This window comes from Streptomyces sp. NPDC055239, from assembly GCF_053606205.1.
In genome coordinates, this window is record NZ_JBSGRD010000007.1 from 157,704 (window position 1) to 169,843 (window position 12,140).

Consider the following 12,140-nt stretch of genomic DNA (forward strand, 5'->3'; position numbering starts at 1 on the left):
ATGCGGACCGGAGGGAATGGTGCAAGTAAGAGCAACCGTCTGACCTGCAAGGACAGTTGCTTCGATTTTCTACCGGAATCCAGGGTCGACCGGAAAGCATCGGTGCTAGGAGCTGCTGCCCAGCTTGACGCTGATCCGCTGACCGACCCCCTTCGTGCCGCTGAGATCCCCGAAGGTCAGCTTCAGGGAGGCGCCCGTGACCGCCGACGTGACCGTGGCGGGCTTGGCCGTCACCGCGGACACGGGGCGGTTCCAGGTGAGCGTCAGAGAGGTCTGCGCGCGCATCGGATCGCTGACGCAGACGACCGCCGTGCCATCGCTCTTCTCGCTGATCTGCACCGAGCAGGGCGCGCTCGCGGTGAGCTTGCCCGCGGTGCCGCCGAGCCAGAAGTTGACCCCGGTGAAGCCGAGCGAGGGCACGGAAACCCCTTGTTGACTGTCGGAGTTGGCCAGCACCTGGAGCCATCCGGTGTCCGCCGACCGGGCCGCCGTCTGCGCCGCGCTCGCGCCGGGCATCAGGACGTAGGCGTACGTCCCGTTCGTGGGGGCGGTGCCGTGGTCGACGTACATCGTGAGGTACTTGCGGGCGATCGCGGTCGTGGCGCCGCCCTTGTTGATGTCGCTCCACTTGCCGGTGCGCTCCTCGCGCAGCGCCTTCACCGTCGCGCCGCCCGGGAAGACATAGCCGCCGTGACCCCCGATGTGCGCCCACTTGGCGCCGGTGAGGCTCGCAGACCAGGGGGCGGTGGTCGGCTTGGTCACGCCGTCCACCTGGAAGGGGGCGGTGCCCGTCGGGCCGAGGTTGCGGTTCTCGACGGTCGTCTCGACCGCGGTGCCGTCCGTACAGACGATGCCCGCGCCCAGGCAGACGATCGCGTCGTCCACGCAGAACCAGGACTTCTTCGCCCGCAGGGTGCTCTGCAGGCCCTTCAAGTACTGTCCGACGGAGGCGCGTTGACCGTCGCTCGCGCCGCCCACCCACTTCACGTCCGGCAGTGACGCGCCCCAGTCGCCGCCCGCCGCGTCCGCGAGCGCCTTGCGCGACGCCGTGGTGCCGGGCAGCCGGTACGGGTCGACGGTGGGCCAGAAGGCGTCGCTGTACTGCCCGTTGGCGTAGGTGTCGCCCCACCAATAGAGCATGCCGGAGCCGGTGTGCCAGCCGCGCAGATTCTCGCCGTTGCCCGTCTCGTAGTACGTGATGCGGGGATCGGCCATGCTGATCGAAGCCGCCCAGCCGGGGCGCCGGTGCGTGGCGCGGGCCATGTTGGGGAAGATGCGGTGGCCGGTGGGTTCGGCGATCGCCGTCACTGCAGCGTCGTCCTCGACCCCCTGGAGCCGGGCCAGACCTGTCAGGCCGAGCGAGGAGTCGCTCAGCGGCGGGCTGTAGTAGTCGCGCCGCATCCAGCCCTTGACCAGGCCGCGCCAGCGCGCGTTCTCCGCCGCGCTCGCGCCCTGGCCGAGCAGCACCACGGCGGACATGATGGGGTGGCCGCGCCGATGGTCGTCGGCCTGGGTCTTGGTGGCATCGGAGGTGGAGAGGCCGCGGCTGATGGCCCGGCCCGCGACGCCGTCCATGACGAGCCCGTTGTAGATGAACGGGGCCCACGCCTTCTCCACGGCATCGAAGATGATCTGCTTCTTGGTGTCCGTGACCTCCCAACTGGAGCCGCGCAGCAGGGAGAAGAGCATGCCGAGCCCGCCGAGCATCACCGATCCGTACGACCCCGTGTAGGGCACGGTGGTGTGCTGGATGAACGAGCCGTCGGTGTAGAGGCCGTCGCCGGTGGTCACGTAGGGGAAGACGGGGGAGAGGGCGTCCCTGGCCAGCGCGATCTTCGCGGACTCGGCGCCGACGACCCCGCGCAGTGCGAGCACCCGGCACAGGTCGACACGGTTCGCGCCCGTGCTCGTCCCGGTGTAGCTGCCCACCGCCGAGTCGGGCACGAAGTGGTCCACGGCCCTGCAGTAGTTGGCCACTTGGGCCGCCGACAGCTGGTCGTACATCAGCACGCAGACGTCGAGGAGGCTCTGCGGGGCGCCTATCTGCCAGCTGTACCAGTTGCCGAACCGCGGCTGGCTCTCGTTGTAGACCTGTGTGTAGAGGTGGTCGAGGCCGGTGAGGATGTCGGCCTTCAGGTCCGCGTCGCCGGTCAGGCCCGTGCCCTCCTGCCGATAGGCCTGGGCCATGGTGCTGAGCCTGCTGTAGCCGGTCACCATGTTCGCCGAGTAGCCGTACGACTCCTGGTCGGTGTCCGGATCCGGGTCGGCGTACGAGGCGTCCGGCCACAGGGAGCCCGTGGCGGGAGCCATGGTGGCGCGCAGCTCTCTCGCGGTGGTGCCGAGTGCGGTGAGGCGGCTCTTGAAGGGCTCGGCCGTGGGCGAGAAGCCCTCGCCGAGTATCAAGGTGCGCCACTTGGCGCGCAGCGCCGCGTACTCGTCGGCAGAGTCGGCGGAGTCGGCAGCCACCGCCGCTCCCGCCTCGTCGGAGGGCAGCAGCCCCGAGGCGGTCAGGGCGAGAGCGGAGCCACCGGTGGTGAGCAGGAACGCACGGCGGGACCAGGGAGAGGACATTGGGTCTCCGATGGTGGAGGTGGGGGAGGGGGAGAGGCAGGGCGGGCGGATGGGGCGCATGAGATCCGCGGGAAGCGAAAAGAGCAAGCGCTTTCTAGCATGGGTCTAGGCCACTGCTCAATGGGTCGGGCCATGCGCTGTAGCGTCAGGGCCATGAACGATCACGCAGTGGTGGATGTGGGCGACGTACGCCTGGCCTATCGGACCTGGGGCGACTCGTACGGAGCGCCCGTCGTGCTGCTGCACGGGCTCGGCGGCTCCTCGGCGAGCTGGGAGCAGGTCGGGCAGGTGCTCGGCCAGGAGTGGCGGGTGTACGCGATCGATCTGCGCGGGCACGGGGAGAGCGACTGGCCGGACGAGTACTCGGTCGAGCTGATGCGGGACGACGTGCTCGGCTTCCTGGACGAGCTCGGCCTCGACCGCGTCGGCGTCGTCGGCCACTCCATGGGCGGGGTCGTGGCCTACCTGCTCGCCGAGGATCACCCGGACCGCGTCGAGCGCCTCGTCCTTGAGGAGACGCCGCCGCCCTACCCGCGCGACCTGGTCGAGACCCCGCGCCCCGACGAGGCCATCGACTTCGACTGGCCCGTGTCCCCCGCGGTCCGCGCCCAGATCTTCGACCCGGACCCGGAGTGGGCCGAGCGGCTCGGCGAGATCGTCGCACCGACCCTGATCGTGTCGGGCGGCCCGGACAGCAGCATGCCGCAGGAGCGCATCCCCGACATGGCCGCGGCGATCCCCGACTCCCGGATGATCACGATCCCGGTCGGGCACTCCGTGCACGAGGGGAGCCCGCAGCAGTTCGCGGAGCAGGTCAGCGAGTTCTTCACCAGCTAGTTCCTCCGCTGGTTCCTCAGCTGGTTCCTCAGCTGGTTCCTCAGCCGGTTCCGCAACAGATGGCGGCGCGGGCGTGCTTCGGCCACGCCCCGCCGCTGACTAGGGTGGGGACGGTGTTCACCTCTCAGGGACCCACACTGCGCGAACTGGCCGTGCAGGCGCTCTCCTCCATCGAGGACGGCTACGACCTGCTGGCCCCGAAGTTCGACCACACTCCGTTCCGCACGCCCGCCCGCATGCTGCACGAGGTCGCGGAGACACTGCGTGGCCTCGGTCCTTTCGACGCCGGTCTTGATGTCTGCTGCGGCACCGGCGCGGGCGTGGAGACGCTGCTCCCGCTGTGCCGGGAGCGGGTCACCGGCGTCGACTTCAGTGCGGGGATGCTGGCCCGCGCGCAGACCGCCGTGGGGCATCGGGACGGTGGGCCCGCGGTGGAGTGGGTGCGGGCCGACGCCCGTGCCCTGCCCTTCGCCGAGGCCTTCGACCTGGCGGTGAGCTTCGGGGCGTTCGGACACTTCCTGCCCGCCGAGCGGCCACGGCTGTTCGCGGAGGTCCACGGGGTGCTGCGGCCCGGAGGGGTCTTCGCCTTCCCGATCGGGGCGCCGCAGCCCATGACATCGCCCTTGTACTGGGCGCTGCTCGGCTTCGACGGGGTGATGCGGGCGCGGAATCTGCTGTGGCGTCCGCCGTTCGTCATGTACTACCGGACCTTCCCGCTGGGAGGCGTCCTTGAGGATCTGCGCCGGGCCGGATTCACCGCGCGGCTGCACGCGCTGGACGAGTTCGGACGCCGCGCCGACGGCAGCCCCAACTGGTGCCTCGTCGAGGCGCGGAAGACCTGAGCGTCACTGGAACGCTCTTCGATAGGCCTGCGGGCTGACCCCCGCGACACGCTTGAAGCGGTCACGGAACGCGGTGGGCGAGCCGAAGCCGACCTGCACGGCGATGCGCTCGACGGAGTGCCCCGTCGTTTCGAGCAGGTGCTGGGCCTGCCGGATCCGCGTGCGGTGCAGCCACTGCAGCGGCGTACTGCCCGTCTGCTCACGGAAGCGGCGCAACAGAGTACGGGTGCTCATGCCCGCCCGGCCCGCGATGTCCTCCAGGGTGAGCTCGCGCTCGGCGTTCTCCTCCAGCCAGCGCAGGAGCGGCTCGAGTTCAGATCCCTGCGGTGTGGGCGGCATCTCGGAGACGATGAACTGGGCCTGGCCGCCCTCGCGTTCCAGAGGCATCACCGAGAGGCGGGCCGCGTCGGCGGCGACGGCGGAGCCGTAGTCCCGGCGGATCAGGTGCAGACACAGATCGAGGCCCGCGGCGGCACCGGCGGACGTCAGGATCTGCCCGTTGTCGACGTAGAGGACATCCGGGTCGACGTCGATGTCGGGGTAGCACCCGGCGAGCTTGCCGGCCGCCAGCCAGTGCGTGGTGGCGCGGAGCCCGGACAGGAGGCCGGCCGCGGCGAGCGTGAACGTGCCCACGCAGATGGAGGCGATCCGCGTGCCGTCGGCCGCCGCGTCCCGCAGTGCGTCGAGCACCGCGTCGGGAACAGGCCGGGAGACGTCGGAGACGCCGGGCACGATGATCGTGTCCGCGTCCGCGAGCCCCTCAAGACCCCACGGCGCCCGGAGCGTGAACAGACCGGCGTCGATCTGCGGCGCGGCGGCGCAGACCCGCACGCGGTAACCGGCCCGCCCGTCGGGCAGCCGGGTGCGGCTGAAGACCTCGATGGGGGTGGACAGGTCGAACGGGATGACGGCGTCAAGGGCCAGGACGGCCACGGTATGCATGGCGGCAACGTACGGCAGAGTCGCGGTCCCGCCAAGCGTATGACCTGCGGGTGTGACTTGCTCGTATCTCATCACCTGGACGGAAAGCCGATGGCGTTATCTGTGCGAAGCCTGTCACTAATGCCACTGTCGGCGGATGTGGGCGCTGGCTAATCTCGGCCCTCGGGTCCCGATCGGGAGCCGCCAGATCTCCCCGTTCTCCCGTTCTCCCCTTCTCTCGTTCTCTCCTTCTTCCCGTTCTCCGGAATCCCGAGGGCTTCTGCCGTGACCAAGTTCTTCCTGACGCTCCATGTGCTGGCCGCCATCATCGCCATCGGCCCGGTCACCGTGGCCTCCAGCATGTTCCCCGCGACCCTGCGCAAGGCGCAGGCCGACCCGCAGGACCCGGCGGCCGTCGCCTCGCTGCGTCTGCTGCAGCGGATCTGCTCGGTGTACGCGTTCGTCGGCGTCGCCGTCCCCGTCACCGGGTTCGCGACCGCCAGCAGCCTGAACGTACTCACCAGCGCCTGGCTGATCGCCTCGATCATCCTCACGATGGCCGCGGCCGTGGTGCTCATCATCCTCGTACTGCCGCGTCAGGAGGCGGCGCTCGCCGCGGTGACCGGGGAAGGTGGCGACGGCGCGGGCGGCCAACTGGCCGACGGGGCGGGCACGGTGGTCCTGGACGGGCGTGCCAGTGTCCAACTCGCCATGTACACCGGCGTGTTCAACTTGCTCTGGGCCGCCGTCACCGTCCTCATGATCATCAGGCCCGGCTCCACGACGGGGGCCTGACCCCATAAGGGCTGCTGTTGACCTCCGTGGAGCAAAAGCCCTAAATTCGGTGAACGTGCGTTCACCAGCACTTTCGTTTCCACGGGGGTATCAGGAATGGTCCGTGCACCAAACGCTCCGCAGGCCTCTGACCGGGCTGCTCTGCCACCGGACGCCGTCCTCTATGTCGCGTTGCCGCTCGACGTCACCGAACAGGAGCGGCTGCGCGCCATCGCACCGGGGCATGTCTGGTTCACCGAACCGGACTCCGACTCGATCGGCGACGCGCAGGTCCTCGCCGACTCCCACATCGCACTCGGCAACCCGAGAGCGGACTGGGTGGCGAAGGCGCCGCACTTGCGGTGGCTGCAACTGGCGTCCGTCGGCATCGACCGATACACCGGCCTCGACTGGCCTGTCCTCGGCGAGCGCCTCGCCGTCACCAATCTCGGCGGACTCTTCGCCGATCCGGTCGCGGAGACCTGCCTCGCAGGCATCCTCGCGCTCTACCGCGGTGTCGACGTGCTGACCGGACTCCGCGCGGGGGAGACCTGGTCGACGCTCGACATACGGCCGGGGCTTCGGCTCCTGGGCGGCGCGAACGTCCTCATCCTGGGCAGAGGGGCCATCGCCCTGCGTCTGGCCGAACTCCTCGCGCCCTTCGGCTGCTCCGTCGCGCACTTCGCACGGGGTGACGGCGACATCCGTACCCGGCAGGAACTCGACGCCCGGCTGCCCGATTTCGACATCGTCGTGGGGCTGCTGCCGGGCACGGACGAGACCGCCGACCTCTTCGACCGGCGGCGTATCGACCGGCTGCGCCCCGGCGCGGTCTTCGTGAACGCGGGCCGCGGCACGCTGGCCGACGAGGACGCCCTGGTCGCGGCCCTCGGCTCAGGCCGGCTCGGCGGCGCGGTCCTCGATGTCACCCGCGAGGAGCCGCTGCCCGCCGGACACCCGCTGTGGAGCTGTCCGAACGTCATCCTCACCCAGCACACCGCGGGCGGCTCACGCGACGAGACGGAGCGGATACTCGATCTCTTCGAGGACAACTGGCAGCGGCTCGTCGGCGGAGAGCCGCTGCGCAACGTCGTGCGATGGTCGAAGGGATATTGAGGGGCACCAAAGCGGTATTGAGCGGTGCTACGGGAGGAAGTGGAAGCCAGGCCTCGGATGCATGAGGAAGTCGTGGTGCGAGATGTTCCACGCGTACGCACCCGCCATCGCGAACACCGCCCTGTCCCCGGCCCGTAGCGCCGCCACCGGAACGTGCCGGGACAGGACGTCCTTGGGAGTGCACAACTGCCCCGCGAACGTCACCCGGTCCTGCAGCGCCTCGGACCGGGGCCACGGGTGGGGCCACGGCTCGCGCGCCGGGAGCACGGTGCAGGGCTGGTCGTGGCCCTTGGCCGCGGGGGTGCGCAGATGGTGGGTGCCGCCGCGCACCACCGCGAACTCCTCTCCGTGGCTCTGCTTCACGTCCAGAACCTCGGTGGCGTACCAACCGCAGTACGCGGTCAGCGCCCGCCCCGGCTCGATGCGGAGCGTCAGTTCGGGGTGCGCCGCACAGAGCCGGGCGAGGCCGTCGCCGTACCGGGCCCAGTCGAAGCGCGCGTCGGGGTCGGCGTAGTCCACGCTCATCCCGCCGCCGACGTTCACCTCCGTCAGCCGGACGCCACGGCGCCGGGCGAGCGCCTGCGACCAGGCCACGATGGACTCGGCGACCGCGAGCTGCCGCGGTGCGTCGAGACCGCTGGCCAAATGGGCGTGCACGCCGAGCAGATGAAGCTGGGGAAAGCCGCCGTCGGAGAACCCGCGGACCACGGAGTCCGCTTCGACCGGGTCGATGCCGAACGGAGTGGGGCGCCCGCCCATCGTGAGTGAACTTCCCGCCAGAGAAGCTTCGTTGAGGTCGAGATTGAACCGCAGCAGCACTCCGACGCGGGTGTGCGGCACGACGCGGGCGGCGAGCGCGGCCAGCATCCGCAGCTCGTACGCGCTCTCCACGTGGAAGCGTTCCACGCCGAGCTCAAGGGCGGCCGCGATCTCGTCCGGCGTCTTGCCGGGTCCGCCGAAGGCCAGCGGGCGTCCCGCCACGGCCTTGGCGACATGGGCGAGTTCGCCGCCCGACGAGACCTCGTAGCCGTCGACGTGCGGGCCGAGCGCGGTCAGTATCTCCGGCTCCGGATTGGCCTTGGCGGCGTAGTAGAGCTCGACCTGCCGGGGGAGCGCGGCGCGCACGGCGGCGGCATGGGCGTCGAGCGCCGAGAGGTCGTACAGGTAGGCGGGCAGTTCCTCCGGAGCCAGACCGAGGGCACGCTCACGTACAGCGGGAGTGGGGACGGTCATCCGGCGGTGCTCCAAGGTGCGTCGGTGCGGGCACCCAGGTCCCGCACATGCTCGGCGAGCGGAAAGGGGGATGTGAGACGGACGTAACCCGCGTCCCGGTCGGCCTTGCGCTCCCAGCGGGTGAGCAGGTTGGCCTTGGCGGGCAGCGGTACACCGGCGAGTAGGGCGCTGAGCCGGGGCGGGCAGCCGTGCGTGTCGGCGAACTCCTGCAGTGCGGAACGGACTTCGGACCACAGGGCGGGCTCGGTGTGCGGATGGAGGTCGGCGAGGGCGGCGAGCAGCTCGGCGACGTGGTTGACCAGGAGGCAGTACACGACGCGGTCCCAGCCGCGCTGCGCGTCGTACGTCATCGGCTCCGCGACCTCGGGCGGGAGCGCGGCCAGGGTCTTGGCGTGCCGCTCGGGCAGGAGCTTGGTGCCCTCCAGGTCACGGAAGAGCACCTGGGCGGGCATGCCCTCGCCGTCGACGCAGACGAGGACGTTCTGCAGATGCGGTTCGAGCACCAGGCCGTGGTCGAAGTACGCGGCGAGCACCGGTGGCAGCAGGAGCCGCAGATACGTCCGCCACCACTGGAGGGCCCGCTGCGGCCCCGCGCCCTCAAGCAGGCGGGAGATGTGGCCGGGCCCCGTCGGATACTCGTCCGCGACGGCCCCGGCGAGCAGTGGCGTCGTACCGGGAAGGAGTCGCCCGGTCAGGCCTTCACGGACGATGACGCCGAGGCCCTCCAGGAGGGCGAGGTCGATGCGGCCGTCGGGGCCCGCGAGCGCCAGGCTGCGGTAGGCGGGCTCGCGGAGCACGGCGCTGCCCGGGAAGCGGTCGGCGAGGTCGTCAAAGGCTTCTTCGAGTACGCGGGTGAGCGCGACGGCACCCGACAGCTCGTAACTTGCGTTCTTCCGAAGGCAGTTGGTGATACGGACGTTCAGGCTGAACTTCAGGAAGGTGTCACCGTCGTACAGCGTGCGCACGGAGGCGGTGGCCGCGAAAGGAGAGCCGCCCGGCCCCAGGTCGATGACGTCCTCGCGGTCCAGGGCGGCGCGCAGCCCCGGGTGTTCCCGCAGCAGGTCGTACTGCCAGGGGTGCACGGGAAGCAGCCGATAGCCGTCCGGCACGGTCCCGAGCCGGTCGAGCGGGTCCGTGGCGCCCGGCCGCGCCGACTCCTCGGCGATGAGGTGATCCCGTACGGCGAGGTGGCGCAGCGGGAAGGCTGCTGCGGCCTCGGGGGCGTACGCGGACCAGTCGGCGAGGTCGCCGCCGCGGGCCTTGGGGGTGGGGTGGAAGCGGTGGCCGAACAGCAGGGACTGCTCGGACGCGAGGTAGCCCGAGAGCCACTTCGGGTCCGTATCGGTGGCGGGGTTCGCTCCTGTGGTCCCCGTGGCCGGCGCCGTACGGTCGGCGGCGATCGCGGCGCTGACGCCTTCATGGCTGGAGGCGATCTGTTCGAGGAACTCCTCGTTGCTCACGCCCGTGCGCAGCGAGAGCTCGGCGTGCGTGTACTCGGCGAGCCGCGACCAGTCCACCTCCACCCAGCCGCCGTCCCGCTGCTCGGTCACAGGGCCGGTGAAGCGATGGGCGCCGAGGAGGGACGTACGGCGCAGCGCGACGCGCAGGAGAACCCCGCGGCGCGGCAGCCTGAGCAGGAGATCGCCGTCGACGACCGCGGTCTGGTGCTCGGGCCCCGAGACCTCGCGCAGCAGGCAGTTGAGGAGGGTGTGCGTGACCGCTTGGTCGGCGCTGGGCAACCGGGTGGGCGCGGCGCCGGCGACGGGGGCGCGCGCGAGGAGGGTGGCGGACTGGGCGGGCAGTGCGGACGGGGCGGAGAACGTGCCGGTCGGCAAGGACATCAACGGCTCCAGCGGATGCGGGGCGAGCGGTGGAACAGGGCGGGAAGAGTGGCTGCGGCCAGGGCTATCAGGGCGATCGCGGTGCCGGTCGGTAGAGGCACGGACCGGCTGAAGCCCACGGTCGACCCCTCCGTGAGGGCGTGAGCCGGCGGTGCGGTGGCCATCATGAAGTCGCCCCCCGGCGAAGGTAGTTGGGCCCTGTCGTGTAGTGCTTGTTGATGTCGGCGGCCCCGGAGCGCTCCTTGGAGAGCAGGGTGCCCGCGGTGACCATCGCCTTGACCGGCAGCTCCGCCGCGTCGAGGACGTAGGTCCGCAGCAGCGCGCCCGGCTCGCCGGGGCCCGTGCCGAGTCGCTCGACGGCCTCGGCGAGCCTTTCGCGCACGAGCCGCAGCAGCCGCCCCAGCGGGGCGTGGCCGTGACTGGCGAGACCGAAGGCGTAGGAGCCCGCGCAGAGGTGGACGGTGATGGTGGTGAACAGATCGAGCACGGCACGATCCCCGTCGACGAAGATCCTCGTATCGTCGAACTCCGCACGACCGGGCGCCTGTTGCCCCACGGCGTCCCGCAGCCGGGCGAGGTTGACGCGCGGCCCGTCGTTGTCCTTGAACAGCAGCCGCAACCGTGTGCGGTGGCCCGAGCCGTCGCCCGCGGGCTCGTCCATCACCAGCGAGATGTTCTGCTGGTGCGACTCCAGGGCGATTCCGTAGGCGAAGAGGGTGGTCTGCCAGTCGAAGAGGAGGGCGAGTGCGGCGTCCAGGAGGGCGAGAGGATCGCCGCCGTAGAAGCGGTCGGCGAGGTGGTCGATCAGCAGTCGGTCGCCGCCACCTGGCGCCGGGCACATGAGCGCGGCCATCGGTACGACGGCTGCGCTGTCGAGCCCGGCGGGGTAGCGGCGCAGGAGCACGGCGAGGAGCTCATGCCCGGCGTGGGCGAAGCGGGTCTCGTCCGCGTGCAGGACGACCCCCTGGAACCTGGGCTCGCGGGCGATGACGGCTTCGGTGAGGCGCTGGCCCGCGGCACCGTCGGTGAGAGTGCCCGGCTTGATCGTACGCCGGTTGCGCAGGCCCAGTGTCGCGGTGGCGAGCGGCAGTTTGAGGTGCCGCGTGGGGTCGGAGGAGAGGGCGACGGTACGCATCGACAGGGTCGGTACGACTTCGGGTCCGGGGCCGTCGACGAGCCGGGCCCGTCCGTCGAGCCCCGCTTCCCGCAGTGCGTCCCGCAGGGGGCCGTCCGCGGTCAAGGGGTGCACGGGGAGCAGGAGATGGCTCCCGTCGAGCTCTGGCGCGCCGGTTGCGGCAGGCGAGAGCCAGGCATCGGTGTCTCCGCCGACGGTGACGGCCTCGCGGGGCAGCGCGAGCTGCCGTAGTGCGAAGACCGGGTGGAACTCGGGCGCGTAAGAACGCAGTTGAGTGACGGAGAGCCCGGACCGGCCGCGTGAGGTCGGATACACGGGGTGATCCGCCCGCGCGGCGAGCGTGTCGTAGCCGAGTCCTCCGGCCAGTCCGGTCCAGGCGGCGGGATCTCCGCCGTACCGACCGGTGAGCAGGGTGTCCGCCTCGCCCTTCGTCTCGGCGTGCAGCCGCATGGCGTCGAGCGCCTGCCCGCACTCCGCGGCGAAGGCATCGAACCCGCCACGGTCCACAGGGTCGGCGAGGTGACGCAGGGCGGACAGGATGCCGCCCGCGTCACGGAGTTCCACCCCGTCGGACTCCCGCCGGAGCAGCGGGAGCCGAGCGGCGTACGTCCCTTGATAGCCGTCCGCGCGGACGGGCATCAGCAGGGCGTCGCCGCCGGGCCGGGGTGCGGGGATCCTGGCGGTGGCTTCAGCTGCCGCGGAGCCGTCCCGCACCGCGACTCCCATTGCCATCTCCACCGGCAGCCTCAGCCACAAGCCGTCCGCGTGCCGCACCGCGCCGCTCCGGGTGCGCAACCCCACCACGTCCTCGCGCAGGAGCGCGCTCAGCACGCGTAACAGGAGCTCACCCTCGACACCCATGCCCGCGCC

The 12,140-nt window shown here is 71.0% G+C and carries 10 protein-coding genes; 4 read left to right on the forward strand and 6 right to left on the reverse strand.

Features of this window, described 5'->3' with window-relative positions:
• Nucleotides 1-105: 105 nt before the first annotated feature.
• Nucleotides 106-2,571, reverse strand: coding sequence for a polysaccharide lyase 8 family protein (locus ACWFRJ_RS23240; RefSeq protein WP_453533986.1), 2,466 nt, complete (start codon nucleotides 2,569-2,571; stop codon nucleotides 106-108).
• A 153-nt stretch (nucleotides 2,572-2,724) separates the two neighbouring features.
• Between ACWFRJ_RS23240 and ACWFRJ_RS23245 the strand changes: the two genes are divergently transcribed.
• Both ACWFRJ_RS23245 and ACWFRJ_RS23250 read left to right on the forward strand, forming a co-directional pair.
• Nucleotides 2,725-3,408 (forward strand): alpha/beta fold hydrolase, encoded by a 684-nt coding sequence (locus tag ACWFRJ_RS23245; protein ID WP_453533989.1) that lies wholly within the window; start codon nucleotides 2,725-2,727, stop codon nucleotides 3,406-3,408.
• A 113-nt stretch (nucleotides 3,409-3,521) separates the two neighbouring features.
• Nucleotides 3,522-4,250, forward strand: a complete 729-nt coding sequence (locus ACWFRJ_RS23250) for a class I SAM-dependent methyltransferase (protein WP_453533992.1) — start codon at nucleotides 3,522-3,524, stop codon at nucleotides 4,248-4,250.
• Between the two features lie 3 nt (nucleotides 4,251-4,253).
• Here ACWFRJ_RS23250 and ACWFRJ_RS23255 read toward each other — a convergent pair whose 3' ends face one another.
• Nucleotides 4,254-5,192 (reverse strand): GlxA family transcriptional regulator, encoded by a 939-nt coding sequence (locus tag ACWFRJ_RS23255; RefSeq protein ID WP_453533995.1) that lies wholly within the window; start codon nucleotides 5,190-5,192, stop codon nucleotides 4,254-4,256.
• A gap of 264 nt (nucleotides 5,193-5,456) precedes the next feature.
• Here ACWFRJ_RS23255 and ACWFRJ_RS23260 point away from each other — a divergent pair, with 264 nt between their 5' ends.
• Nucleotides 5,457-5,966, forward strand: a complete 510-nt coding sequence (locus ACWFRJ_RS23260; RefSeq protein ID WP_453533998.1) for a hypothetical protein — start codon at nucleotides 5,457-5,459, stop codon at nucleotides 5,964-5,966.
• 96 nt (nucleotides 5,967-6,062) lie between these two features.
• Nucleotides 6,063-7,061, forward strand: coding sequence for a D-2-hydroxyacid dehydrogenase (locus ACWFRJ_RS23265; protein WP_453534001.1), 999 nt, complete (start codon nucleotides 6,063-6,065; stop codon nucleotides 7,059-7,061).
• A gap of 27 nt (nucleotides 7,062-7,088) precedes the next feature.
• On the opposite strand, the gene ACWFRJ_RS23270 is transcribed toward ACWFRJ_RS23265, so the two are convergent.
• The 4 genes from ACWFRJ_RS23270 to ACWFRJ_RS23285 are packed head-to-tail and all read right to left on the reverse strand — an operon-like array spanning nucleotide 7,089 to nucleotide 12,131.
• Entirely contained in the window at nucleotides 7,089-8,294 is a 1,206-nt protein-coding gene (locus tag ACWFRJ_RS23270; protein ID WP_453534004.1) for a type III PLP-dependent enzyme, read from the reverse strand.
• Nucleotides 8,291-10,135 (reverse strand): IucA/IucC family protein, encoded by a 1,845-nt coding sequence (locus ACWFRJ_RS23275; protein WP_453534007.1) that lies wholly within the window; start codon nucleotides 10,133-10,135, stop codon nucleotides 8,291-8,293. Before ACWFRJ_RS23275 ends, ACWFRJ_RS23270 begins: the two co-directional genes overlap by 4 nt.
• On the reverse strand, nucleotides 10,135-10,302 hold the full coding sequence (locus tag ACWFRJ_RS23280) for a hypothetical protein (RefSeq protein ID WP_453534009.1): 168 nt from the start codon (nucleotides 10,300-10,302) through the stop codon (nucleotides 10,135-10,137). Before ACWFRJ_RS23280 ends, ACWFRJ_RS23275 begins: the two co-directional genes overlap by 1 nt.
• A complete protein-coding gene (locus ACWFRJ_RS23285; protein WP_453534620.1) occupies nucleotides 10,299-12,131 on the reverse strand; it encodes an IucA/IucC family protein in 1,833 nt (610 codons plus the stop codon). Before ACWFRJ_RS23285 ends, ACWFRJ_RS23280 begins: the two co-directional genes overlap by 4 nt.
• Nucleotides 12,132-12,140: the final 9 nt, after the last annotated feature.

What these genes read in the sequence shown, in the direction of transcription:
- ACWFRJ_RS23240 (WP_453533986.1), bottom strand. Translation starts at nt 2,571, where the DNA reads ATGTCCTCTCCCTGGTCCCGCCGTGCGTTCCTGCTCACCACCGGTGGC.
- ACWFRJ_RS23245 (WP_453533989.1), top strand. Translation starts at nt 2,725, where the DNA reads ATGAACGATCACGCAGTGGTGGATGTGGGCGACGTACGCCTGGCCTAT.
- ACWFRJ_RS23255 (WP_453533995.1), bottom strand. Translation starts at nt 5,192, where the DNA reads ATGCATACCGTGGCCGTCCTGGCCCTTGACGCCGTCATCCCGTTCGAC.
- ACWFRJ_RS23265 (WP_453534001.1), top strand. Translation starts at nt 6,063, where the DNA reads ATGGTCCGTGCACCAAACGCTCCGCAGGCCTCTGACCGGGCTGCTCTG.
- ACWFRJ_RS23270 (WP_453534004.1), bottom strand. Translation starts at nt 8,294, where the DNA reads ATGACCGTCCCCACTCCCGCTGTACGTGAGCGTGCCCTCGGTCTGGCT.
- ACWFRJ_RS23275 (WP_453534007.1), bottom strand. Translation starts at nt 10,135, where the DNA reads ATGTCCTTGCCGACCGGCACGTTCTCCGCCCCGTCCGCACTGCCCGCC.
- ACWFRJ_RS23280 (WP_453534009.1), bottom strand. Translation starts at nt 10,302, where the DNA reads ATGATGGCCACCGCACCGCCGGCTCACGCCCTCACGGAGGGGTCGACC.
- ACWFRJ_RS23285 (WP_453534620.1), bottom strand. Translation starts at nt 12,131, where the DNA reads ATGGGTGTCGAGGGTGAGCTCCTGTTACGCGTGCTGAGCGCGCTCCTG.